Origin of the sequence: Serratia sp. BNK-4 (genome assembly GCF_048685115.1) — a bacterium.
GTDB lineage: Bacteria > Pseudomonadota > Gammaproteobacteria > Enterobacterales > Enterobacteriaceae > Serratia > Serratia bockelmannii.
On sequence record NZ_JBLQTM010000001.1, the window covers coordinates 713385 to 735550 of the forward strand.

General features: G+C 60.7%; 21 protein-coding genes. 13 read left to right on the forward strand and 8 right to left on the reverse strand.

Annotation, left to right across the window (positions count from 1 at the left end; all coding sequences use genetic code 11):
* Window positions 1-16 precede the first annotated feature (16 nt).
* The gene (proY, locus tag ACMGGW_RS03400; protein WP_025301743.1) at window positions 17-1423 is read left to right on the forward strand and encodes a proline-specific permease ProY; all 1407 of its coding nucleotides are present in this window, start codon (window positions 17-19) and stop codon (window positions 1421-1423) included.
* Window positions 1424-1455: 32 nt separating this feature from the next.
* Here proY and ACMGGW_RS03405 read toward each other — a convergent pair whose 3' ends face one another.
* Window positions 1456-1719 (reverse strand): hypothetical protein, encoded by a 264-nt coding sequence (locus ACMGGW_RS03405; RefSeq protein WP_164099573.1) that lies wholly within the window; start codon window positions 1717-1719, stop codon window positions 1456-1458.
* Between the two features lie 132 nt (window positions 1720-1851).
* Window positions 1852-3108, reverse strand: a complete 1257-nt coding sequence (locus tag ACMGGW_RS03410) for a mechanosensitive ion channel family protein (RefSeq protein WP_049295136.1) — start codon at window positions 3106-3108, stop codon at window positions 1852-1854.
* 247 nt (window positions 3109-3355) lie between these two features.
* On the opposite strand from ACMGGW_RS03410, the gene malZ reads away from it, so the two are divergent.
* Window positions 3356-5179 (forward strand): maltodextrin glucosidase, encoded by a 1824-nt coding sequence (gene malZ / locus ACMGGW_RS03415; RefSeq protein ID WP_164099572.1) that lies wholly within the window; start codon window positions 3356-3358, stop codon window positions 5177-5179.
* Between the two features lie 53 nt (window positions 5180-5232).
* Here malZ and ggt read toward each other — a convergent pair whose 3' ends face one another.
* From ggt to ACMGGW_RS03430, 3 genes are all read right to left on the reverse strand, one after another.
* Window positions 5233-6996 carry a gamma-glutamyltransferase gene (ggt, locus tag ACMGGW_RS03420; RefSeq protein WP_127146263.1) on the reverse strand — a complete coding sequence of 588 codons (1764 nt, stop codon included), beginning with the start codon at window positions 6994-6996 and terminating at the stop codon, window positions 5233-5235.
* A gap of 234 nt (window positions 6997-7230) precedes the next feature.
* Window positions 7231-7833 (reverse strand): peroxiredoxin C, encoded by a 603-nt coding sequence (locus tag ACMGGW_RS03425; protein WP_004940403.1) that lies wholly within the window; start codon window positions 7831-7833, stop codon window positions 7231-7233.
* Between the two features lie 229 nt (window positions 7834-8062).
* Window positions 8063-8644: an ACP phosphodiesterase gene (locus tag ACMGGW_RS03430; protein WP_033651078.1), complete on the reverse strand. Its 582-nt coding sequence runs from the start codon at window positions 8642-8644 to the stop codon at window positions 8063-8065.
* A 120-nt stretch (window positions 8645-8764) separates the two neighbouring features.
* Here ACMGGW_RS03430 and queA point away from each other — a divergent pair, with 120 nt between their 5' ends.
* The 5 genes from queA to secF all read left to right on the forward strand — a co-directional run bounded on the left by queA (window position 8765) and on the right by secF (window position 14249).
* Window positions 8765-9835: a tRNA preQ1(34) S-adenosylmethionine ribosyltransferase-isomerase QueA gene (gene queA / locus ACMGGW_RS03435; RefSeq protein ID WP_089180598.1), complete on the forward strand. Its 1071-nt coding sequence runs from the start codon at window positions 8765-8767 to the stop codon at window positions 9833-9835.
* 72 nt (window positions 9836-9907) lie between these two features.
* Window positions 9908-11032 (forward strand): tRNA guanosine(34) transglycosylase Tgt, encoded by a 1125-nt coding sequence (tgt, locus tag ACMGGW_RS03440; RefSeq protein ID WP_016928877.1) that lies wholly within the window; start codon window positions 9908-9910, stop codon window positions 11030-11032.
* Between the two features lie 33 nt (window positions 11033-11065).
* Window positions 11066-11398, forward strand: a complete 333-nt coding sequence (yajC, locus tag ACMGGW_RS03445) for a preprotein translocase subunit YajC (protein ID WP_004940391.1) — start codon at window positions 11066-11068, stop codon at window positions 11396-11398.
* Between the two features lie 24 nt (window positions 11399-11422).
* Entirely contained in the window at window positions 11423-13270 is a 1848-nt protein-coding gene (secD, locus tag ACMGGW_RS03450) for a protein translocase subunit SecD (RefSeq protein WP_004940390.1), read from the forward strand.
* Window positions 13271-13280: 10 nt separating this feature from the next.
* Window positions 13281-14249 carry a protein translocase subunit SecF gene (gene secF, locus ACMGGW_RS03455; RefSeq protein ID WP_004940389.1) on the forward strand — a complete coding sequence of 323 codons (969 nt, stop codon included), beginning with the start codon at window positions 13281-13283 and terminating at the stop codon, window positions 14247-14249.
* 64 nt (window positions 14250-14313) lie between these two features.
* On the opposite strand, the gene ACMGGW_RS03460 is transcribed toward secF, so the two are convergent.
* On the reverse strand, window positions 14314-14874 hold the full coding sequence (locus ACMGGW_RS03460) for a DUF3251 domain-containing protein (protein WP_025301749.1): 561 nt from the start codon (window positions 14872-14874) through the stop codon (window positions 14314-14316).
* Window positions 14875-15050: 176 nt separating this feature from the next.
* Here ACMGGW_RS03460 and nrdR point away from each other — a divergent pair, with 176 nt between their 5' ends.
* The 6 genes from nrdR to pgpA all read left to right on the forward strand — a co-directional run bounded on the left by nrdR (window position 15051) and on the right by pgpA (window position 19166).
* A complete protein-coding gene (nrdR, locus tag ACMGGW_RS03465; RefSeq protein ID WP_004940387.1) occupies window positions 15051-15500 on the forward strand; it encodes a transcriptional regulator NrdR in 450 nt (149 codons plus the stop codon).
* Window positions 15501-15510: 10 nt separating this feature from the next.
* On the forward strand, window positions 15511-16620 hold the full coding sequence (gene ribD / locus ACMGGW_RS03470; RefSeq protein ID WP_025301750.1) for a bifunctional diaminohydroxyphosphoribosylaminopyrimidine deaminase/5-amino-6-(5-phosphoribosylamino)uracil reductase RibD: 1110 nt from the start codon (window positions 15511-15513) through the stop codon (window positions 16618-16620).
* A 107-nt stretch (window positions 16621-16727) separates the two neighbouring features.
* Complete coding sequence (ribE, locus tag ACMGGW_RS03475) at window positions 16728-17198, forward strand: 6,7-dimethyl-8-ribityllumazine synthase (protein ID WP_004940385.1); 471 nt, start codon at window positions 16728-16730, stop codon at window positions 17196-17198.
* 20 nt (window positions 17199-17218) lie between these two features.
* On the forward strand, window positions 17219-17635 hold the full coding sequence (gene nusB / locus ACMGGW_RS03480) for a transcription antitermination factor NusB (protein WP_004940384.1): 417 nt from the start codon (window positions 17219-17221) through the stop codon (window positions 17633-17635).
* A 51-nt stretch (window positions 17636-17686) separates the two neighbouring features.
* Window positions 17687-18679, forward strand: a complete 993-nt coding sequence (thiL, locus tag ACMGGW_RS03485; RefSeq protein WP_043135634.1) for a thiamine-phosphate kinase — start codon at window positions 17687-17689, stop codon at window positions 18677-18679.
* Window positions 18672-19166 carry a phosphatidylglycerophosphatase A gene (pgpA, locus tag ACMGGW_RS03490; protein ID WP_004940382.1) on the forward strand — a complete coding sequence of 165 codons (495 nt, stop codon included), beginning with the start codon at window positions 18672-18674 and terminating at the stop codon, window positions 19164-19166. Before thiL ends, pgpA begins: the two co-directional genes overlap by 8 nt.
* Window positions 19167-19199: 33 nt before the next feature.
* Here pgpA and ACMGGW_RS03495 read toward each other — a convergent pair whose 3' ends face one another.
* Window positions 19200-20174, reverse strand: a complete 975-nt coding sequence (locus ACMGGW_RS03495) for an aldo/keto reductase (RefSeq protein ID WP_025301752.1) — start codon at window positions 20172-20174, stop codon at window positions 19200-19202.
* A 107-nt stretch (window positions 20175-20281) separates the two neighbouring features.
* Window positions 20282-22147 carry a 1-deoxy-D-xylulose-5-phosphate synthase gene (dxs, locus tag ACMGGW_RS03500; RefSeq protein ID WP_025301753.1) on the reverse strand — a complete coding sequence of 622 codons (1866 nt, stop codon included), beginning with the start codon at window positions 22145-22147 and terminating at the stop codon, window positions 20282-20284.
* Between the last annotated feature and the right edge of the window lie 19 nt (window positions 22148-22166).

Genomic DNA, 22166 nt, shown 5'->3' on the forward strand with positions numbered 1-22166 from the left:
ACTATGGGTCATTTTCATGCAACAACAGTCACCCACCACTGTCCCCGACAATAAGCTGAAACGCGGCCTCAGCACGCGTCATATCCGCTTTATGGCGTTGGGGTCAGCCATCGGCACCGGGTTGTTCTACGGCTCGGCGGACGCCATCAAAATGGCCGGCCCGAGCGTGCTGCTGGCTTACCTGATCGGCGGCATCGTGGCCTTCATCATCATGCGCGCATTGGGGGAGATGTCGGTCAACAACCCGCAGGCCAGCTCATTTTCCCGCTACGCGCAGGACTACCTCGGCCCGATGGCGGGTTACATCACCGGCTGGACTTACTGCTTTGAAATCCTGATCGTCGCCATCGCCGACGTGACCGCTTTCGGCATCTATATGGGGGTCTGGTTCCCGGAAGTGCCGCACTGGATCTGGGTGCTGAGCGTGGTGTTGATCATCGGCGCCATCAACCTGATGAGCGTCAAGGTGTTCGGCGAGTTGGAGTTCTGGTTCTCGTTCTTCAAGGTCGCCACCATCATCATCATGATCGCGGCCGGTATCGGCATCATCATCTGGGGTATCGGCAACGGCGGGCAACCGACCGGTATTCATAACCTGTGGTCGAACGGCGGCTTCTTCAGCAACGGCTTTATCGGCATGATCCTGTCGCTGCAGCTGGTGATGTTCGCTTACGGCGGCATTGAAATCATCGGTATTACCGCCGGCGAAGCCAAAGATCCGAAAAAATCGATACCCAAAGCCATCAACTCGGTGCCGTGGCGCATTCTGGTGTTCTACGTCGGCACGCTGTTCGTCATTATGTCTATCTACCCGTGGAACCAGGTGGGTACCAACGGCAGCCCGTTCGTGCTGACTTTCCAGCATATGGGCATCACCGTGGCGGCGGGCATCCTCAACTTCGTGGTGATTACCGCGTCGCTGTCGGCGATTAACAGCGACGTGTTCGGCGTCGGCCGCATGCTGCACGGCATGGCCGAACAGGGCCACGCGCCGAAGATGTTCAGCAAGGTGTCGAAGCGCGGCATTCCTTGGGTGACGGTAGTGGTGATGATGTTGGCGCTGCTGCTGGCGGTATACCTCAACTACATCATGCCGGAGAGCGTGTTCCTGGTGATCGCCTCCCTGGCGACCTTCGCCACCGTGTGGGTGTGGATCATGATCCTGTTCTCGCAAATTGCCTTCCGCCGCAGCCTGAGCAAAGAGCAGGTGAAACAGCTGGCGTTCCCACTGCGCGGTGGGGTATTCACCTCGGTGGTGGCGATCGTGTTCCTGGTGTTCATCATCGGTCTGATCGGTTACTTCCCGACCACGCGCGTCTCGCTGTACGCCGGCCTGGTCTGGGTGGTGTTGCTGTTGGCGGGGTACTGGTTCAAGGTCAACCATCAGAAAAAACGCGCGCCGTTGGCGACGCAGCAAGACTAAATGGAAAAACACCGGCTGAGGCCGGTGTTTTTTTAGCGTTTGTCTTCCGCTTCATCCTCCCCGGCGGCGCGCGCTTCGATGCGTACGCCGCCGTCGTTCAGCCGTTCCTCTTCTTCCTCGCCGGCGCAGCGCGCCAGCACTTCGCGAATGTCCTGCAGGTTGCTGCTGAGTGCACTCAGCGAAGGTTGCAGATTGCGGGGCATGCGGCTTTCATCCAGCGACGCGCTGTGCAGGCAGCCGATAAACAGCAGGGTGGCCAGCAGGGTAAACAGCCGGTGACGTAACCGTTTCAGCAAGGGCTTTCCCTCTCGGTAGTGAAGGTGATGGCGCATTAACGCCGTTTTCGCCGGGGAAAAGAAGGGGATGGAGATATCTGCTGGCAATTGAAAGAGAATAATTACCAGCAGACACAGTTACGTCAGCCGACGTCAGGAAGCGTTCGCGCTTTGTCGCAGCATGCCGCGCAGGTCGTTGCCGGTTGGCGTTTGATGCACGCGCAGGCCGAACTCGTCGATCACCGCCAGGAGATGGTCGAAAATATCCGCCTGAATGCTTTCGTACTCCGCCCAGACCGTGGTGTTGGTAAAGGCGTAGATTTCCAGCGGCAGGCCCTCCGGCGTCGGCGCCAGCTGGCGCACCATCAGCGTCATATTCTGGTGAATGCGCGGGTGAGCGCGCAGGTAGGCTTCCAGATAGGCGCGCAGCGTGCCGAGGTTGGTCAGGCGGCGGCCGTTGAGCGGCGAGGCCAGATCGACGGCGATCTCCTGGTTATGCTGGCTCAGCTCCTGGGTCTTGACGTTCAGGTAGCTGTGCAGCAGCGGGTTGCGCTGCAGGCGGCGCTGTTCCTCTTCCGACAGGAAGTGCACGCTGCCGGTGTCGATATTCAGGCTGCGCTTGATGCGGCGCCCGCCGGATTCCGACATCGACCGCCAGTTCTTGAACGAGTCGGAGATCAGCGCGTAGGTAGGAATAGTGGTGACGGTGTTGTCCCAGTTACGCACTTTGACCGTGGTCAGGCCGATGTCGGTGACCGCGCCGTCGGCGCCGTATTTCGGCATTTCCAGCCAGTCGCCGATCTTCAGCATATCGTTGGCGGAGAGCTGAATGCCGGCCACCAGCCCGAGGATCGGATCCTTGAACACCAACATCAAGACCGCGGTCATGGCACCCAGGCCGCTGAGCAGCAGCAGCGGCGATTTGCCCATCAGCAACGAAACGATCATGATGCCGATCAGGATCGCCGCCACCAGTTTCAGGCCCTGGAAAATGCCGCGCAGCGGCAGCTGATTGGCGATCGGACTTTGGCGCAGCAGCGCCAGCAGCGTATCCAGCAGCGAGAACAGCGACAGCAGGGTGAAGGCGAGGATCCACACCTGCGCGGCGGTGACGATCACCGCCTGGGTTTGGCTGCCGCTCTGCAACCACAGCGTCGCCTGGATGCTGATGATCACCCCTTGCAGCAGCAGCGCCACGCGCTGGAACAGTTTGTATTGGGTTATGGCCTGTTGCCAGACGCGCTGCGATTGCTGGCCGCGGCGCTGAAGGGCGGCCAACACCACCCGGTGCAGCACCAGGTGGATCACCACCGAGATCAGGACAATCAACCCCAATACCATCAACAGCGACATCACTCCGCCGAATTCCAAACCAAACTGTTCCAGCCAGCGCGTTATCTGTTGTTGCATTACCGCTCCTTAAAAAATGCGCAAAAAATATCCTGTAAGCTCAAAACGCGTTAGCCTAAGGGGTAACGTGAAGGATTTGTGCCTGTTTACCTTTTTTTACATCGAGTTAGCGTTATTTTTCGGTCTCCGCCCCCCGGCTCATCCCTGGGTTTTGCGGCCAGAGAGGAGGGGGAGTTGCACTTAACGTGGCATTGTTCGCTTCTTGAAGAACGCCGTCGATTTCGTTTGGTACAGCAGGAGAAACAGTATGCTTAACGCCTGGCATCAACCGGTCCCGCCTTTTGTGGTGAAGCAAGGGCAACGTTTGGATATCACGCTGTGGTTACAGGGGGATGAACTGCCGGAACGGGTGTTTTTGCGCGCCGAACCGGACAACGAAGAGTGGCTGCTGGTGATGAAAGCGCAGCGCTACGAGGGGATGCGGCGCTACCAGGCCAGCCTGACGCTGAATGAGGGCGAGCCGACGCGGCGTTACTGCTTCAAGCTGCTGTGGGCCGATCGCCAGCAGTGGTTCGGCCCGCAGGGCTGGTCGCCAACGCCGCCGGGCCAGCTGGCGCAGTTCGCCGTCGACGAGCCCGACCATGGCCCCGAGTGGGTGGCGGATCAGCTGTTCTACCAGATTTTCCCCGATCGCTTCGCCAGCAGCGGCGGCGAGCACGGCATCCAAAGCGGCAGCTACCGCCATCACGCGGCCGGTGCCGAGGTGATTCGGCGCGACTGGCAGCATCCGCTGGAGGATCGTCACGCCGCCTCGACCTTTTACGGCGGCGATCTGGACGGCATCTGCGCCAAACTGCCGTATTTGCAGCAGCTGGGCGTGACGGCGCTGTATCTGAACCCGATTTTTACCGCGCCGAGCGTGCATAAGTACGATACCGAGGACTATTACCAGGTCGATCCGCACTTCGGCGGCAACGCGGCGCTGCAGCGTTTGCGAGTGAGCACTCACAAGGTGGGCATGAAACTGGTGCTGGACGGGGTATTCAACCACACCGGTGACTCGCATCCGTGGTTCGACCGCCATCGCCAGGGCGAAAACGGCGCCTGTCACCACCCCGATTCACCGTATCGCGGCTGGTTCAACTTTTACCCGGACGGCCGCGCGCTCGACTGGAAGGGCAACGCCAGCCTGCCGAAGCTCAACTTCGCCGAGCCGCAGGTGGCGGAAGCGATCTATCGCGGGGAAGGCAGCGTGGTGCGCCACTGGCTGCGCCCGCCGTACAGCATCGATGGTTGGCGGCTGGACGTGGTGCACATGCTAGGGGAGAACGGCGGTGCCACCGGCAATCTGCATCATTTGGCAGGAATCTATCAGGCGGTGAAGCAGGAGAATCCGCAGGCCTACGTCTTGGGCGAGCACTTCGGCGACGCGCGCCGCTGGCTGCACGCCGGCGTGGAGGATGCGGCGATGAACTACATGGGCTTTGCGCTGCCAGTGCGGGCGTTCTTGGCGGGGCTGGACGTGGCCTATCACCCGGTGCGGCTGGACGCCGCCGGGTGCGCGCAGTGGATGGACGGCTACCGCGCGGGGCTGCCGCACGGCCGCCAGCTGATCCAGTTCAATCAGCTGGACAGCCACGATACCGCGCGTTTCCTCACGCTGTTGCAGGGGAACGCGGCGCGCATGCAGATGGCGGCGGTGTGGTTGCTGAGCTGGATCGGCGTGCCTTGTCTCTATTACGGCGATGAGATTGGCCTGGACGGCGGCAACGATCCGTTCTGCCGCAAGCCGTTCCCGTGGGACGTCGGTGACTGGGAGCGGCCGCTGCTGGCGCTGTTCCAGCGTATGGCGGCGCTGCGTAAACAGAGCCTGGCGCTGCGTCGCGGCGGCTGTCAGGTGCTGTACGCCAGCGGAGAAACGCTGGTGTTCGTGCGCCTGTATCAGCAGGAGCAGGTGTTGGTGGCGCTGCAGCGCGCCGGCAGCGGCCAGGCGCAGCTGCCGCACAACCCGCTGTTGGCCCGTGGCCCGTGGCGGCGTGTGGAAGGGCGGGGAGAGTTGAGCGAAACGGCCGGCGGGCTGCGCCTGCAGCTGGCGGAAGAGTCGGCCACCGTGTGGCGGTATGAAGGCTAAGGGAACTGCGGGGGCCGAAGGGCCCCCGCGATCAAGGTGAGTGGGCGTTTACATCAGTAACCGACCGCGGAGCCTGCCGGGCGACGCACGTCGTTGGCGCCGTACAGGTAGCCTTCACGCACTTTACCGGAAACCGCCGAATCGTTGCCGGAGTTGGCCGGGCTGACGCCCGCCGCGCCCGGCAAACCGACCAGAATCAGTTCGGCGGCGCCCCACGGCGTTTGCTCGACCATCTTATAGCCCATGCCGCTCAGCAGCTTCAGCGTATCGGCGGAAACGCCGCGCTGTTCGTAGTACACCTCATCCGGCAACCATTGGTGATGGATGCGCGGTGCGTCCACCGCTTCCTGCGGCGCCATACCGTGGTCGATCACGTTCAACGCGGTCTGCAGGGTGATGGTGATGATGCGTGAGCCGCCCGGCGAGCCCAGCACCATAAAAATCTTGTTGTCCTTGGTCACCAGCGTCGGGCTCATCGACGATAGTGGGCGCTTACCGGGGGCAATGCTGTTGGCGGTGCCTTGCACCAGCCCGTACAGGTTTTTCTCGCCCACTTTCACCGTGAAGTCGTCCATCTCGTCGTTGAGGAAGAAGCCGGTGCCCGGTGCGATCACCACGGCGCCGAAGCGGCCGTTGACGGTATAGGTGGTGGAGACCGCGTTGCCGTCGTGGTCGACGATCGAATAATGGGTGGTTTCCGGCTTCTCATGCGGTTCCATGCCGGGCTGTACGTTTTCCGACGGCGTGGCCTTGTCCGCGACGATTTTCTTGCGGATCTGCTCGGCGTAGCTCTTGCTCACCAGCCGGTCGATCGGGTTCTTGATGAATTCCGGGTCGCCGAGGTAGGTGTTGCGATCCATGTAGGCATGGCGCATCGCTTCGGTCATGGTGTGAATGGCCGCCGCCGAGTTGAAGCCCATGCTTTTCAGGTCATAGCCTTCCACCACGTTGAGGATTTCGCACAGCGTGACGCCACCGGAGCTGGGAGGCGGCGCCGACACGAACTTGTAGCCGCGATAGCTGCAGGTGATCGGCGGCGTTTCGGTGACTTTATAGTTGGCGAAGTCGGCCGCCGTCAAAATGCCGCCGCCCTGTTTGGCCGCCACCTCCACCGCCTGTGGGATCTTGCCTTTGTAGAAGGCGTCGGTTCCCCCTTTGGCGATGGCTTCCAGCGTATTGGCCAGATCGGTTTGCACCAGTTTGTCCCCCGGCTGCAGCGGGCTGCCGTCCGGGCGCAGGAAGATTTTGGCCGACTCGGGATCCTGTTTGAAGCGCGCGATGGTGGTGTCGAGGATATCGGTATCGGCGCGGGTCAGCACAAAGCCTTCGCGCGCCAGCCTGATCGCCGGCGCCAGCACCTGTTCGCGGCTCAGCTTGCCGTACTTCTCACGCGCGGTTTCCATCCCCAGCACGGTGCCCGGCACGCCCGCCGCCAGATAGCCGTACAGGCTGGCGTCTTTCTTCACCTTGCCGTCGGCATCCAGATACATGTTGGCGCTGGCCGCCGCCGGCGCGGTTTCGCGGAAGTTGATGAAGGTGTCGGTGCCGTCCGCCAGGTGGACGGTCATAAAGCCGCCGCCGCCGATGTTGCCGCAGCAGGGGTTCACCACCGCTTGCGCATAGCCGACCGCCACGGCGGCGTCGATGGCGTTGCCGCCCATCTTCAGGATATCCACCCCGACCTGCGAAGCCAGATGCTGCGAGGTGACCACCATGCCGTTTTTGGCTTCCACCGCTGGGTTGGATGCCGCATACAGGCTGCCGCTGACCAGCAGCGCCGCCATGGTCAGGGGTTTGCTCCATTTCTGTAAAAACATAGTTATTCCTACCCTGTCAGTTTTTTATTGTGTTGTGTTTGCTTGCCGCTGTTCGCTTGCAAAGCGCGAGCCAGCGTTATTGATAGTAGCCGCAGATGGGCATTCACGCGGCGAACTGGGCGGGAAATGTGAGCGGAAACAGGGAAATAAAGCACTGAAGGCGGGCGGTCTGCCCCAAAAAGGGGCATAAAAAAACCGGCCGCGTGGGCCGGTTGATTCACTATCAGGCTGAAATTACAGCTTGGCAGCGTTTTCAGACAGGTATTTTGCCACGCCGTCTGGGGAAGCGCCCATACCTGCTTTGCCTTTTTCCCACTGAGCCGGGCACACTTCACCGTGCTCTTCGTGGAATTGCAGCGCGTCAACGGTACGGATCATTTCGTCGATGTTACGGCCGATTGGCAGGTCGTTAACAACCTGAGCACGCACGATGCCGTCTTTGTCGATCAGGAAGGAGCCGCGCAGCGCAACGCCAGCTTCCGGGTGTTCGATGCCGTAAGCTTTCTGGATTTCACGCTTAACGTCAGCAACCATTGCGTATTTCACTTCACCGATGCCGCCTTTGTCGACAGGGGTTTTACGCCATGCGTTGTGGACGAATTCTGAGTCGAAGGAAACGCCAACCACTTCAACGCCACGCTTCTGGAACTCTTCATAGCGGTGATCGAAAGCGATCAGCTCGGAAGGGCATACGAAGGTGAAGTCCATTGGCCAGAAGAACAGCACGGCTGGTTTACCGTTCAGGTGCTTCTTCAGGTTGAAGTTTTCAACGATTTCGCCGCTACCCAGTACGGCAGCTGCAGTGAAGTCAGGGGCTTGACGAGTTACCAGGACCATAATTACTCCTGTAATAGGTGTTAAAGGGTGGATGTAAAAACAAGGGCCAGTATAGGGGCCACGACTTGGCGAATAAAGGGCAAAAGACCAATCGATGAGATAGCTTTTACCTATTAAATTCATTAATTAAATTTGACAGGCTTTAAAAATAACCTTTTCCCACAAAAGGGCAAGCGGCAAAGCGTAAATTCTTGCAAGGCGCTGCAATTTCAAACGCTTGAGCTTGACCTCATAGCGTTTTTTCCTTCGCCTGCTGCATCATTTGCGGATAAAACTGCCAGAATTGTGTTTCAAGCTGATGATAGTGTCGCTCGACGTCGGCGAACGAGCCTGCCAGGGCATCGAGGCGCGGACGGCGGCTGGCCATGCCCTGCAATACCCGGGCGATGAACGGCAATTCGGCGTAGCGTTCCAGCCAGCGTTCCGGCCACAGATAGCCGTTCAGGTTCTGAAAACGCGGCGGCGTGAGCGGCAGGTAAGGTTCGATCTGGCTGCGGGCTTCCTGGGTAAACTGGTGCAGGTCGCGTGAAGGCTCCAACTGCTGCCAGTGGCGCGCCAGAAAATGGTCCCACACCACGTCGAGGGTAATTGGCGCCACGCGGCGGTAGGGGGCGCTGAAATAGTCGCGGCAGGCTTTCACCTGCGGCAGGCTGTCGGTCAGCACGTCGACGCGGCGGTGCATCATGATGCCGGCTACGACCTCGGGCTGATAGTCGGCGGCGGGGTTGCCGCGCACGAAATCAGCCAGCAGGTTGCCCAGCAGCGAGCTGTCCGCCAGCATGGCCAGGTGAAGATGAGCGAGAAAATTCATCCCTCAACTATACCCGAAGTCAGGCAAATCCTCCTTATTTCTTGCCGCTGACCGCCCCCGGCTTTAGACTAGGCCGCCTGTTTTTTACCAACCAGCCTTAAATTGAAGAAGTGAATACCCATGCGCGTCGCTGATTTTTCGTTTGAACTTCCCGAATCCCTGATTGCCCACTATCCCCAGGCCGAGCGCAGCGCATGCCGCCTGCTGCAGCTGGACGGGCCGAGCGGGGCGCTGACGCACGGCGTATTCACCGATCTGCTGAATAAGCTGGAAGCCGGCGACCTGCTGGTGTTCAACAATACCCGCGTGATCCCGGCGCGCATGTTCGGCCGCAAGGTCAGCGGTGGCAAGATAGAAGTGCTGGTGGAGCGCGTGCTGGACGACCATCGCGTGCTGGCGCACGTGCGCGCGTCGAAAGCGCCCAAGCCGGGCGCCGAGCTGCTGTTGGGGGATGATGAGAGCATCGCCGCTACCATGGTGGCGCGCCACGAGACGCTGTTCGAGCTGCGCTTCAACGACGAACGCGATGTATTCACCCTTCTCAACGCGGCCGGCCACATGCCGCTGCCGCCTTATATCGCTCGCCCGGATGAAGACGCCGACCGTGAGCTGTATCAGACGGTCTACAGCGAGAAACCGGGCGCGGTCGCCGCGCCGACCGCCGGCCTGCACTTCGACGAACCGCTGCTGGCGGCGCTGCGCGCCAAAGGCGTGGAAATGGCGTTCGTGACGCTGCACGTCGGCGCCGGCACCTTCCAGCCGGTGCGCGTGGAAACCATCGAAGATCACGTGATGCACGCCGAATACGCCGAAGTGCCGCAGGAGGTGGTGGATGCGGTACTGGCCTGCAAAGCGCGCGGCAAGCGCGTCGTGGCGGTGGGCACCACCTCGGTGCGTTCGCTGGAAAGCGCCGCTGCGGCCAGCAAAGAGGCGCTGATTGCGCCGTTCTTCGGCGACACCAGCATCTTTATCTATCCGGGCTATCACTACCAGGTGATCGACGCGCTGGTGACCAATTTCCACCTGCCGGAATCGACCTTGATCATGCTGGTGTCGGCCTTCGCCGGCTACAAAAATACCATGAACGCCTATCAGCAGGCGGTGGCCGAGCAGTACCGCTTTTTCAGCTATGGCGATGCGATGTTCATCAGCCGTAATCCGCAGGCGGAAAACGAGTCCGTCGGCGGTTAATTTCCCGGGCTGCGCCCACGGCGCGGCCCCGTTTCAACGACATCAGACTGTTTCTCTGATGCTGGAGGCTTTGTGAAGTACGAACTACAAACTACCGATGGCCGCGCACGCCGCGGCCGCCTGATTTTCGACCGCGGCGTGGTGGAAACCCCGGCCTTTATGCCGGTCGGCACCTACGGCACGGTCAAGGGCATGACGCCGGAAGAAGTGAAAGAAACCGGCGCGCAGATCCTGCTGGGCAACACCTTCCACCTGTGGCTGCGCCCTGGCCAGGAGATCATGAAGCTGCACGGCGATCTGCATGATTTCATGCAGTGGCCGGGCCCGATCCTCACCGACTCCGGCGGTTTTCAGGTGTTCAGCCTGGGGGCGATGCGCAAGATCAAAGAGGAAGGCGTGTACTTCCGCAACCCGATCAACGGCGACAAGGTGTTCCTGAGCCCGGAAAAATCGATGGAAATCCAGTATGACCTGGGTTCCGACATCGTGATGATTTTCGATGAATGTACGCCGTACCCGGCCGACTGGGACTACGCCAAGCGTTCGATGGAAATGTCGCTGCGTTGGGCGCAGCGCAGCCGCCAGCGTTTCGACGAGCTGGAAAATAAAAATGCGCTGTTCGGCATCATTCAGGGCGGCGTTTACGAAGATTTACGTGATGTTTCCGTCAAAGGGCTGGTGGATATCGGCTTTGACGGGTACGCTGTGGGCGGCTTGGCTGTAGGCGAGCCGAAAGAGGATATGCATCGCATTCTTGAACACGTTTGCCCGCAAATTCCGGAAGATAAGCCACGCTATTTGATGGGCGTCGGCAAGCCGGAAGATTTGGTGGAAGGCGTGCGCCGCGGCATCGACATGTTCGACTGCGTCATGCCGACCCGCAACGCCCGCAACGGCCATTTGTTCGTGACTGACGGTGTGGTAAAAATCCGTAATGCCAAGCACAAGGATGATACTTCTCCGCTGGATAAGGACTGTGATTGCTACACGTGTCGCCATTACAGCCGCGCCTACTTGCACCATCTCGACCGTTGCAACGAAATATTGGGTGCTCGACTGAACACAATTCATAACCTGCGTCACTACCAGCGCCTGATGGCGGGTTTACGCCAGGCTATCGAAGAGGGTAAATTAGAGCAGTTTGTTGCGGATTTCTATGGTCGGATCGGCAAGCCGATTCCGCCTTTAAACGCTTGATCTAATAATTGATAACTTAATGAGGGAATTTCAATGAGCTTTTTCATTTCTGACGCCGTCGCATCCGCAGGGGCTCCGGCTCAGGGAAGCCCGTACTCTCTGATCATTATGCTGGTGGTGTTCGGCCTGATCTTCTACTTCATGATCCTGCGCCCACAGCAGAAACGCGCGAAAGATCACAAGAAGCTGATGGACTCCATCGGTAAAGGCGACGAAGTGCTGACCACCGGCGGCCTGATCGGTCGTGTGACCAAAGTGGCCGACACCGGCATCATCGCCATCGCGCTGAACGACACCACGGAAGTGATGATCAAGCGTGACTTCGTGGCGGCCGTTCTGCCGAAAGGTACCATGAAGGCCCTGTAATCTTTTTTCCCGAAGGGAATTGCCGTGCTAAACCGTTATCCTTTGTGGAAGTATCTGATGTTGATCGTCGTGATCCTCGTCGGTCTGCTTTATGCGCTTCCCAACATCTACGGTGAGGATCCGGCCGTACAAATCACTGGCGCGCGCGGCGTCGCCGCCAGTGAAACTACGCTGGACCAGGTCCGTACCGTATTAGAAAAAGACAACATCGCGAGCAAGTCGATTGCGCTGGAAAATGGCGCTATCCTGGCTCGCTTTAAAGATCCTGACGTTCAGCTGCGCGCCCGCGAAGCGCTGGTGACCGAGCTGGGTGACAAATTCGTCGTGGCGCTGAACCTGGCGCCGGCCACGCCGACCTGGCTGGCCATGCTGGGCGCAGAACCGATGAAACTCGGCCTGGACCTGCGCGGCGGCGTGCACTTCCTGATGGAAGTGGACATGGACACCGCGTTGAGCAAGCTGCAGGAACAGACCATGGATACCCTGCGCAGCGAGCTGCGCGAGAAGGGCATTCCTTACGCATCTATCCGCAAGCTGGACAACAACGGCGTGGAAGTTCGCTTCCGTGACGATGCGGCTCGCGACCAGGCCATCAGCTACATCGGCCCGCGTCAGCGCGATCTGGTGCTGTCCGCCAACGGCGCCAACACCATGAAAGCGAACCTGACGGACGCCCGTCTGAGCGAAGCGCGTGAATACGCCGTCCAGCAGAACATCACTATCCTGCGTAACCGCGTCAACCAGCTCGGCGTCGCCGAACCGCTGGTGCAGCGCCAGGGCGCTGACCGCATCGTGGTCGAGCTGCCGGGCATTCAGGACACCGCGCGCGCCAAAGAAATTCTGGGCGCCACCGCGACCCTCGAATTCCGTCTGGTGAACACCAATGCGGACGCCACCGCGGCGGCCAATGGCCGCGTGCCGGGCGATTCCGAGGTGAAATATACCCGCGACGGCCAGCCGATCGTGCTGTACAAGCGCGTGATCCTGACCGGTGACCACATCACCGACTCCACCTCGAGCACCGACGAATACAACCAGCCGCAGGTTAACATCTCGCTGGATAGCGCCGGCGGCACGTCGATGTCCAACTTCACCAAGGACAACATCGGCAAGCCGATGGCGACCCTGTTCGTGGAGTATAAGGACAGCGGTAAGAAAGACGCCAACGGCCGTGCGGTGCTGGTGAAACAGGAAGAAGTGATCAACGTGGCGAACATTCAGTCGCGTCTGGGCAACAGCTTCCGCATCACCGGTATCGGCAACCCGAACGAAGCGCGTCAGCTTTCGCTGCTGTTGCGTGCGGGTGCGCTGATCGCGCCGATTCAGATCGTTGAAGAGCGCACCATCGGTCCAACCCTGGGTCAGCAGAACATTACCCAAGGTCTGGAAGCCTGTCTGTGGGGCCTGGTGGCGTCCATCGTCTTCATGGTGGTCTGGTACCGTAAGTTCGGCGTGATCGCCACCACGGCGCTGGTCGCCAACCTGGTGCTGATCGTCGGCGTGATGTCCCTGTTGCCGGGGGCGACGCTGACCATGCCGGGCATTGCCGGGATCGTGTTGACGCTGGCGGTGGCGGTCGACGCCAACGTACTGATTAACGAACGTATCAAGGAAGAGCTGAAGAATGGCCGGTCCGTTCAGCAGGCAATCCATGAGGGCTATAAAGGCGCGTTCTCCAGTATCGTCGACGCCAACATCACCACGCTGATCACCGCGGTCATCCTGTACGCAGTGGGCACCGGTTCGATCAAAGGCTTTGCGATCACCACCGCGATCGGTGTGGCGACGTCCATGTTCACCGCGATTGTCGGTACCCGTGCCATCGTCAACCTGCTTTACGGCGGCAAACGCATTAACAAGCTGTCTATCTGAGGAGTGCGTTGTGGCACAGGATTATACTGTTGAGCAACTCAACTACGGCCGTAAAGTCTACGACTTTATGCGCTGGGACTATTTGGCCTTCGGCATCTCGTTGCTGCTGTTGGTCGCGTCGATCGTCACCATGTCGGTGCGCGGGTTTAACTGGGGTCTGGATTTCACCGGCGGTACGGTGATTGAAATCAACCTGGAGAAGCCGGCTAACCTTGACCTGATGCGCGACACGCTGGAGAAGGCCGGGTTCCAGGATCCGATCATCCAGAACTTCGGCAGCAGTCGCGACGTGATGGTGCGCATGCCACCGGCGACCGGCACCGCAGGCCAGGAACTGGGCAACAAGGTGATCGGCGTGATCAACGACTCGGTGGATAAAAACGCCACCGTGAAGCGCATCGAGTTCGTCGGCCCGAGCGTGGGCAGCGAGCTGGCGCAAACCGGCGGCATGGCGCTGCTGGTGGCGTTGATCTGTATCCTGATCTACGTCGGTTTCCGCTTCGAATGGCGCCTGGCGCTGGGGGCGGTTATCGCGCTGGCGCACGACGTGATCATCACGCTGGGCGTGCTGTCGCTGTTCCACATCGAGATTGACCTGACCATCGTCGCTTCCCTGATGTCGGTTATCGGTTACTCGCTGAACGACAGCATCGTGGTCTCCGACCGTATTCGTGAGAACTTCCGCAAGATCCGCCGCGGTACGCCTTACGAGATCATGAACGTGTCGTTGACCCAGACGCTGAGCCGTACGCTGATGACTTCCGGTACTACCCTGATGGTGGTGCTGATGCTGTACATCTTCGGTGGCGCGATGCTGCAAGGCTTCTCGCTGGCGATGCTGATCGGCGTGTCGATCGGTACCGTTTCCTCCATCTACGTCGCGTCCGCGCTGGCGTTGAAGCTGGGGATGAAACGCGAGCACATGCTGCAGCAAAAAGTGGAAAAAGAGGGCGCGGATCAGCCTTCGATTCTGCCTTAACCGCCGCAGTATTCAGCGAAATGAGAAGGAGCGCCGATGGCGCTCCTTTTTTTTGCTTTGGGTTTCAGCGTTGCTGCACCACCGCCGGTTGGGCGGTGGCCACCAGACTGTGCAGACGGATATAGCCGAGCTGTTCCGGCGTCAGGCCGCTGAAGCGTAGCTCGAAGTCCTGACCAGGTTTCGGCAGCAGCGAGTCGGCGCTGGCGATCGGTTGCGACAGTGCTTCGGCGGTCAGCGGCCGGCCGGTGGCCTCATCCAGTTGACCCCATTCCACCACCGCGTTGAACGGCGGCAGCGTAGCCTGTGAGAGGATGCGCACATGCAGCTGCGCCTGCGTGCCGTTGGCTTCGCTCTTGATGTGGCTCAGCGAAACGCTCAGTTCGCCGATGCTGCTCTGCAAACGGGCAGCGCTTCGAGCCGCCGGCAGCAGGTAGACGCCATTGTCGGAGTGCTGATTGAGCAAATTCTGCCGCTCCAGTGCGGTGGTTTGGTCGGTCAGTACGCTCACTTTCTGGTTCAGCGCGGCGACCTGATGGCGCAGCTGAGGCACGGCGGTGTTGTGCGCGCAGCCCGCCAGCAAAATGGCGGCGGCGAGCAGGGCGATTTTAGGGTAACAGGTTGTCATGACGGCGATTTCCTATGCTGAGTCTCCTGCTATCAAGCTTAGTCCGCATAGTGGTGAAAGTCATATCGCTGCCACCTTCCCGCCGCCTGTCGCAACAAATGGCCGCCGCCCTTTGTTGTGGCTGCACTTCGGGTTAAACTGCATTTATCTATAAAAAACGTTTATCAGGACGTGTTATGCATTGCCCTTTCTGCGCCGCCGTTGATACCAAAGTCATCGATTCCCGCCTGGTGGGGGACGGTTCGCAAGTGCGCCGCCGCCGCCAGTGTCTGGTATGCAATGAACGCTTCACCACCTTCGAGGTGGCCGAGCTGGTGATGCCGCGAGTGATTAAAAGCGATGAGGTGCGCGAGCCGTTCAACGAAGACAAACTGCGTCGCGGCATGCTGAAAGCGCTGGAAAAGCGCCCGGTCAGCTCGGACGATGTGGAAAACGCCCTTAATCATATCAAATCCCAACTGCGCGCCACCGGCGAACGCGAAGTGCCGACCAAGTTAGTCGGCAATCTGGTGATGGACGCGCTGAAAAAGCTGGATAAGGTGGCCTACATTCGCTTCGCGTCGGTGTACCGCAGCTTCGAAGACGTGCGCGAGTTCGGTGAAGAGATTGCCCGCCTGCAAGACTAAAGGATCTTTCATGCATCACGACGAATTTTACATGGCGCGCGCCTTCGAACTGGCGCGGCTGGGGCGTTTCACCACCGCGCCCAATCCGAACGTCGGCTGCGTTATCGTGCGCGACGGCGAAATTGTCGGTGAAGGCTATCATCTGCGCGCCGGCGAGCCGCATGCGGAAGTGCACGCGCTGCGCATGGCGGGCGACAAGGCGCGCGGCGCCACCGCCTACGTGACGCTCGAGCCGTGCAGTCACCACGGCCGTACGCCGCCCTGCGCCGATGCGCTGGTGGCCGCCGGCGTGACGCGGGTGGTAGCGGCGATGCAAGATCCCAATCCGCAGGTGGCGGGGCGCGGGCTGTACAAGCTGCAGCAGGCCGGCGTCGAAGTCCGTCATGGCCTGATGCTGGCCGAGGCCGAAGCGGTCAACCTGGGCTTCCTCAAACGCATGCGCACCGGTTTCCCCTATGTGCAGCTGAAGCTGGGCGCGTCGCTGGACGGCCGCACGGCGATGGCCTCCGGCGAAAGCCAGTGGATCACCTCACCCGAAGCGCGTCAGGACGTGCAGCGCCTGCGCGCGCAGAGCGCCGCCATTCTCAGCACCAGCGCCACCGTGCTGGCGGACGATCCGTCGCTGACGGTGCGTTGGGATGAGCTGGACGCCGAGACGCAGCGCCTCTATCCGCGCGAAAATCTGCGCCAGCCGCTGCGCATCCTGCTCGACAGCCAAAATCGCATTACCCCGCAGCACCGCGTGGTGCAGCAGCCGGGCGCTACCTGGCTGGCGCGCCTGCAGGCGGATGAACAGGCCTGGCCGCAAGAGGTCGAACAGTTTATCTGCCCGGCGCACGGCGGCGGCATCGATCTGGTGGTGATGATGATGCTGTTGGCCAAGCGCCAGGTGAATTCAATCTGGGTAGAGGCGGGCGCAACGCTGGCCGGTGCGCTGCTGCAGGCTGGCCTGGTGGATGAGCTCATTTTGTACATCGCGCCGAAACTGTTGGGCGATAATGGCCGTGGCCTGTGTCATCTGCCGGGCCTGGAACGGCTGGCCGACGCGCCGGAATTCGTCTTTAGCGACGTGCGTCAGGTTGGCCCCGATCTGCGTTTGCGCCTGCGGGCGAAACACTGAATCTCGCGCCCGCGCGCCGGTTTTACAAAAGCGCCGCGCAGGCGATGAAAGAATATGATAGAATCCGCCCCCCTGCGGGGTATTGAACCCATTTTTAAGGAAAGCCCATGAAAGTTATCGAAGGTGTTGTTGCTACTCCAAATGCCCGTGTGGCGATCGCAATTGCACGTTTTAACAATTTCATCAACGACAGCCTGCTGGAAGGTGCCATCGACGCGCTGAAACGCATTGGTCAGGTTGCTGACGACAACATCACCGTTGTCTGGGTCCCGGGCGCTTACGAGCTGCCGCTGACGGCGAGCGTATTGGCCAAAACCGGCAAATACGACGCGGTTATCGCGCTGGGCACCGTTATCCGTGGGGGCACCGCGCACTTCGAATATGTAGCGGGCGAAGCCAGCTCCGGCATCGGCAACGTTGCGATGAATGCCGAAATCCCGGTTGCCTTTGGCGTGCTGACCACCGAAAGCATCGAACAGGCGATCGAACGCGCCGGCACCAAAGCGGGCAACAAGGGCGCTGAAGCCGCGCTGACCGCACTTGAAATGATTAATGTTATCAAAGCTATTAAAGCCTGAATTTAGTTAAGGGGAATTCCGTGAAACCTGCTGCTCGTCGCCGCGCTCGTGAGTGCGCTGTTCAAGCGCTTTACTCTTGGCAGTTGTCTAAAAACGACCTTGCCGATGTTGAACACCAGTTCCTGACGGAGCAGGATGTCAAAGATGTTGACGTCGCCTATTTTCGCGAGTTGCTGTCCGGCGCGGCAGTGAATGCAGGTATGCTGGACGAACTGATGGCGCCTTACCTGTCGCGTCAGCTCGAAGAGCTGGGCCAGGTGGAGCGCGCGGTGCTGCGCGTCGCGCTGTTTGAACTGAAAATGCGCGAGGATGTCCCTTATAAGGTGGCGATTAACGAAGCGATCGAGCTGGCGAAAACCTTCGGCGCGGAAGACAGCCACAAGTTTGTGAACGGGGTGCTGGATAAAGTGGCGCCAACCCTTCGCAAGAAAAAGTAAAACATTAAGGCCGGCATTCCCGGCCTTAATTTCTTCTAGTGGAATATCGATATGGCATGCGGCGAATTTGACCTCATTGCCCGCTATTTTGACCGGTTTAAGCGCGTGCGCCGGGATGTACAGTTGGGCATTGGAGATGACTGCGCACTGCTGGCAGTGCCGGAAAAACAGCTGGTGGCCGTCAGTACCGATACACTGGTGGCGGGCATTCACTTCCTGCCGGACATCGATCCGGCCGATCTCGGTTACAAGGCGCTGGCGGTCAATCTGAGCGATCTGGCGGCGATGGGCGCCGATCCTGCGTGGCTCTCGCTGGCCCTGACCCTGCCGGAGGTGAACGAGCCGTGGCTGAAGGCCTTCAGCGACAGCCTGTTCGATCAGCTCAACTATTACGGCATGCAGCTGATTGGCGGCGATACCACGCGCGGCCCGCTGAGCATGACGTTGACCATTCAGGGGCTGATCCCGGCCGGCCGGGCGCTGACCCGCAGCGGCGCGCGCATCGGCGACTGGATCTATGTGACCGGCACGCTGGGCGACAGCGCCGCCGGTCTGGCGATCCTGCAGGATCGCCTGGCGGTGACGGATGCGGCGGCGCGCGATTATCTGGTCGCTCGTCATCTGCGGCCGCAGCCGCGGGTGTTGCAGGGGCAGGCGCTGCGCGATCTGGCCAGCTCGGCGATCGACATCTCCGATGGCCTGATTTCCGATCTGAAGCATATCCTGAAGGCCAGCGACTGTGGCGCACGCATCGTACTGGACGAGCTGCCGATGTCGCAGGCGCTGAGCAGCCACGCCGATGCCGAGCAGGCGCTGCGTTGGGCGCTGGCGGGCGGCGAAGATTATGAGCTGTGCTTCACCGTGCCGGAGATCAACCGCGGTGCGCTGGAAGTGGCGCTGAGCCACCTCGGAGCCGACTACACCTGTATCGGCCAAATTGGCCCGCTGTCTGAAGGTATTCGCTATTATCGCGACGATGAGGCGGTAGAGCTGGACTGGGCCGGTTTCGATCATTTCAACGCGGAGCCGGGCACCGATGGATGAAGCCAAGCGCCGGCTGCGGATGAGCAATCCGTGGCACCTGCTGGCCACCGGTTTTGGCAGCGGTTTGTCGCCGGTGATGCCGGGCACCATGGGATCGCTGGCGGCGATCCCGTTCTGGCTGCTGCTGATCCAACTGCCGTGGCAGCTTTACTCGCTGGCGGTGATGTTCAGCATTTGCATCGGTGTCTATATTTGCCATCGCACGGCAAAAGACATGAAGGTGCACGATCACGGCAGCATCGTCTGGGACGAGTTCGTCGGCATGTGGATCACGCTGATGGCGTTGCCGGTCAACGATTGGCGCTGGGTCGCCGCCGGTTTCGTCATCTTCCGCATTCTGGATATGTGGAAGCCGTGGCCGATCCGCTGGTTCGACCGCAACGTGCATGGCGGCATGGGTATTATGGTCGACGATATCATCGCCGGCGTGCTGTCCGCCGGCATCATCTACCTGATTGGGCACCACTGGCCGATCGGGCTGTTCTGACAGACGGGCGCGCTGTTTCGCGCCCGCTTCTCTTTATTCAAACCCTGTCACCCGGTGCGGCACGTAAGCCGTCTCCAGTTCCGCCACCTCTTGCGGCGACAAACTCAAATCGACTGCGGCGATGGCGTCGTCCAGCTGTTCGCTGCGCGAAGCGCCGACGATCGGTGCGCTGACCGCCGGCTTGTTCAGCAGCCAGGCCAGCGCGATCTGCGCGCGTGACACGCCGCGTTCCTCGGCGAGGCTGGCGACGCGCTCGGCGATAATGGCGTCAATGCCTTCGGTTTCCTCGTACAGGCTCTTGCCGAACTGGTCGGAAACCAGCCGCGCGGTGGTTTCGCCCCAGGGGCGGGTCAGGCGGCCGCGCGCCAGCGGGCTCCACGGCAGCACGGCGATGCCTTCGGCGGCGCACAGCGGGTGCATCTCGCGCTCTTCTTCGCGCTGGATCAGGTTGTATTGATCCTGCATGCTGACGAAGCGCGTCCAGCCGTGCAGATCGGCGGTATACAGCGCTTTGGCGAACTGCCAGGCGTACATCGAGGAGGCGCCGATGTATCGCGCCTTACCGGCTTTCACCACGTCGTGCAGCGCTTCCAGCGTCTCTTCCAGCGGCGTTTCGTAATCCCAGCGATGGATTTGCAGCAAATCGACATAGTCGGTGCCCAGACGCCGCAGGCTGTCGTCGATGGATTGCATGATCTTGGCGCGCGACAAACCGCGCTCCAGGTTGCTCAGCGGGAAATACACCTTGGTGGCGATCACCACCTCCTCGCGGCGCGCATAGTCGCGCAGCGCCCGGCCGAGGATCTCCTCGCTGCTGCCGTCGGAATAGCTGTTGGCGGTGTCGAAAAAGTTGATGCCGGCTTCCAGCGCCTGTTTCAGCAGCGGACGGCTACTCTCTTCAGGCAGCGTCCAGGCGTGATTGCCGCGGTTCGGTTCGCCGTAGGTCATGCAACCCAGGCAGATGCGCGAGACGTTCAGATCGGTGTTGCCCAGTTTTAGGTACTTCATGCTTGCCTCCCATTCACAGCTCAGACAGTAACTGTAGCGCGGATCCCGAAGGGCGGAAACGAAAACGCCCCCGAGGGCGGAGGCGTTTTTTCAGGCGCGGGGGCTGATTACTGCGCCAGCCAGGTTTCGATTTGGCGCTGAATACCGGCGGCGTCCAACCCCAGATCGGCACGCAGCTCTTCCTGGCTGCCCTGCGAGACGAAGCTGTCCGGCAGGCCGAGGTTCAGCACCGGCACCGGGCGGCGTTTGGCCATCAGCAGTTCGTTAACGCCGCTACCGGCGCCGCCCATGATCGCGTTCTCTTCCAGCGTGACCAGCGTTTCATGGCTGGCGGCCAGTTCGAGCACCAACTGCTCGTCCAGCGGTTTGACGAAGCGCATGTCGACCAGCGTGGCGTTGAGCGCTTCCGCCGCTTGCGCGGCCTCCGGCAGCAGGGTGCCGAAGTTGAGAATGGCGATCTTTTCCCCCTGACGGCGCACCACGCCTTTGCCGATCGGCAGCAGGCTGAGCGGCTCCAGCGCAGCGCCGGTGCCGGTGCCGCGCGGATAGCGCACGGCGCTCGGGCCATCGTTATAGTGATAGCCGGTATACAGCATCTGCCGGCATTCGTTCTCGTCGCTTGGCGTCATGATCACCATGGTCGGGATGCAGCGCATGAACGACAGATCGAACGCCCCCTGATGGGTCTGGCCGTCGGCGCCGACGATGCCGCCGCGATCGATGGCGAACATCACCGGCAGGTTTTGGATCGCCACATCATGGATCAGCTGATCGTAGGCGCGTTGCAGGAAGGTGGAATAGATCGCCACCACCGGCTTGTAGCCGCCGATCGCCAGCCCGGCGGCGAAAGTGACCGCGTGCTGCTCGGCGATCGCCACGTCGAAATATTGCTGCGGGTAGTCGCGAGAGAACTGCACCATGCCGGAGCCTTCGCGCATCGCCGGCGTGATCGCCATCAGCGAGCTGTCTTTGGCGGCGGTTTCACACAGCCAGTCGCCGAAGATTTTCGAATAGGTCGGCAGACCTCCGGCGCTTTTCGGCAGCGTGCCGCTGGCGGGATCGAACTTCGGCACCGCGTGGAAGCTGATCGGATCCTTCTCCGCCGGCGCGTAACCACGGCCTTTCTTGGTCATGATGTGCAACAGCTGTGGGCCTTTCAGATCGCGCATGTTTTTCAACGTGGCGACCAGGCCCTGTACGTCGTGCCCGTCTACCGGGCCGATGTAGTTGAAGCCCAGCTCTTCGAACAGCGTACCCGGCACCACCATGCCTTTCAGGTGCTCTTCGGTGCGTTTCACCAGCTCCTTGATCGGCGGCACGCCGGCCAGCACTTTCTTGCCGCCTTCGCGCAGGGTGGAGTAAAGCTTGCCGGACAGCAGCTGCGCCAGGTGATTGTTCAGCGCGCCGACGTTTTCCGAGATCGACATCTCGTTGTCGTTCAGCACCACCAGCATGTCCGGATTGATGTCGCCGGCGTGGTTCATCGCTTCGAACGCCATGCCGGCGGTAATGGCGCCGTCGCCGATCACACACACCGTGCGGCGGCCTTTGCCTTCACGCTCTGCCGCCACCGCCATGCCGAGGCCGGCGCTGATCGAGGTCGATGAGTGGCCGACCGACAGCACGTCGTATTCGCTTTCGGCGCGCCACGGGAACGGATGCAGGCCGTTCTTTTGCCGAATGGTGGCGATGCGGTCGCGACGACCGGTCAGAATTTTGTGCGGGTAGGCCTGGTGGCCGACGTCCCACACCAGATGATCGAACGGCGTGTTGTAGACGAAATGCAACGCCACCGTCAGTTCGACGGTACCCAGCCCGGAGGCAAAGTGGCCGCTGGAACGACTGACGCTGTTCAGCAGGTATTGCCGCAGCTCATCGCACAGCTTCGGCAAGCTCTCTTTGGGCAGCGAGCGGAGTTCCTCGGGGTTTTCCGCTAGCGCCAGGGTTGGGTATTTGGCTATATCAAGACTCATTCGATACTCATATCAGAGG

Coding starts and splice junctions, on each gene's coding strand:
- proY (WP_025301743.1), top strand. CDS start 17: ATGCAACAACAGTCACCCACCACTGTCCCCGACAATAAGCTGAAACGC.
- ACMGGW_RS03410 (WP_049295136.1), bottom strand. CDS start 3,108: ATGCAACAACAGATAACGCGCTGGCTGGAACAGTTTGGTTTGGAATTC.
- malZ (WP_164099572.1), top strand. CDS start 3,356: ATGCTTAACGCCTGGCATCAACCGGTCCCGCCTTTTGTGGTGAAGCAA.
- ggt (WP_127146263.1), bottom strand. CDS start 6,996: ATGTTTTTACAGAAATGGAGCAAACCCCTGACCATGGCGGCGCTGCTG.
- ACMGGW_RS03425 (WP_004940403.1), bottom strand. CDS start 7,833: ATGGTCCTGGTAACTCGTCAAGCCCCTGACTTCACTGCAGCTGCCGTA.
- ACMGGW_RS03430 (WP_033651078.1), bottom strand. CDS start 8,644: ATGAATTTTCTCGCTCATCTTCACCTGGCCATGCTGGCGGACAGCTCG.
- queA (WP_089180598.1), top strand. CDS start 8,765: ATGCGCGTCGCTGATTTTTCGTTTGAACTTCCCGAATCCCTGATTGCC.
- yajC (WP_004940391.1), top strand. CDS start 11,066: ATGAGCTTTTTCATTTCTGACGCCGTCGCATCCGCAGGGGCTCCGGCT.
- ACMGGW_RS03460 (WP_025301749.1), bottom strand. CDS start 14,874: ATGACAACCTGTTACCCTAAAATCGCCCTGCTCGCCGCCGCCATTTTG.
- nrdR (WP_004940387.1), top strand. CDS start 15,051: ATGCATTGCCCTTTCTGCGCCGCCGTTGATACCAAAGTCATCGATTCC.
- ribD (WP_025301750.1), top strand. CDS start 15,511: ATGCATCACGACGAATTTTACATGGCGCGCGCCTTCGAACTGGCGCGG.
- ribE (WP_004940385.1), top strand. CDS start 16,728: ATGAAAGTTATCGAAGGTGTTGTTGCTACTCCAAATGCCCGTGTGGCG.
- thiL (WP_043135634.1), top strand. CDS start 17,687: ATGGCATGCGGCGAATTTGACCTCATTGCCCGCTATTTTGACCGGTTT.
- pgpA (WP_004940382.1), top strand. CDS start 18,672: ATGGATGAAGCCAAGCGCCGGCTGCGGATGAGCAATCCGTGGCACCTG.
- ACMGGW_RS03495 (WP_025301752.1), bottom strand. CDS start 20,174: ATGAAGTACCTAAAACTGGGCAACACCGATCTGAACGTCTCGCGCATC.
- dxs (WP_025301753.1), bottom strand. CDS start 22,147: ATGAGTCTTGATATAGCCAAATACCCAACCCTGGCGCTAGCGGAAAAC.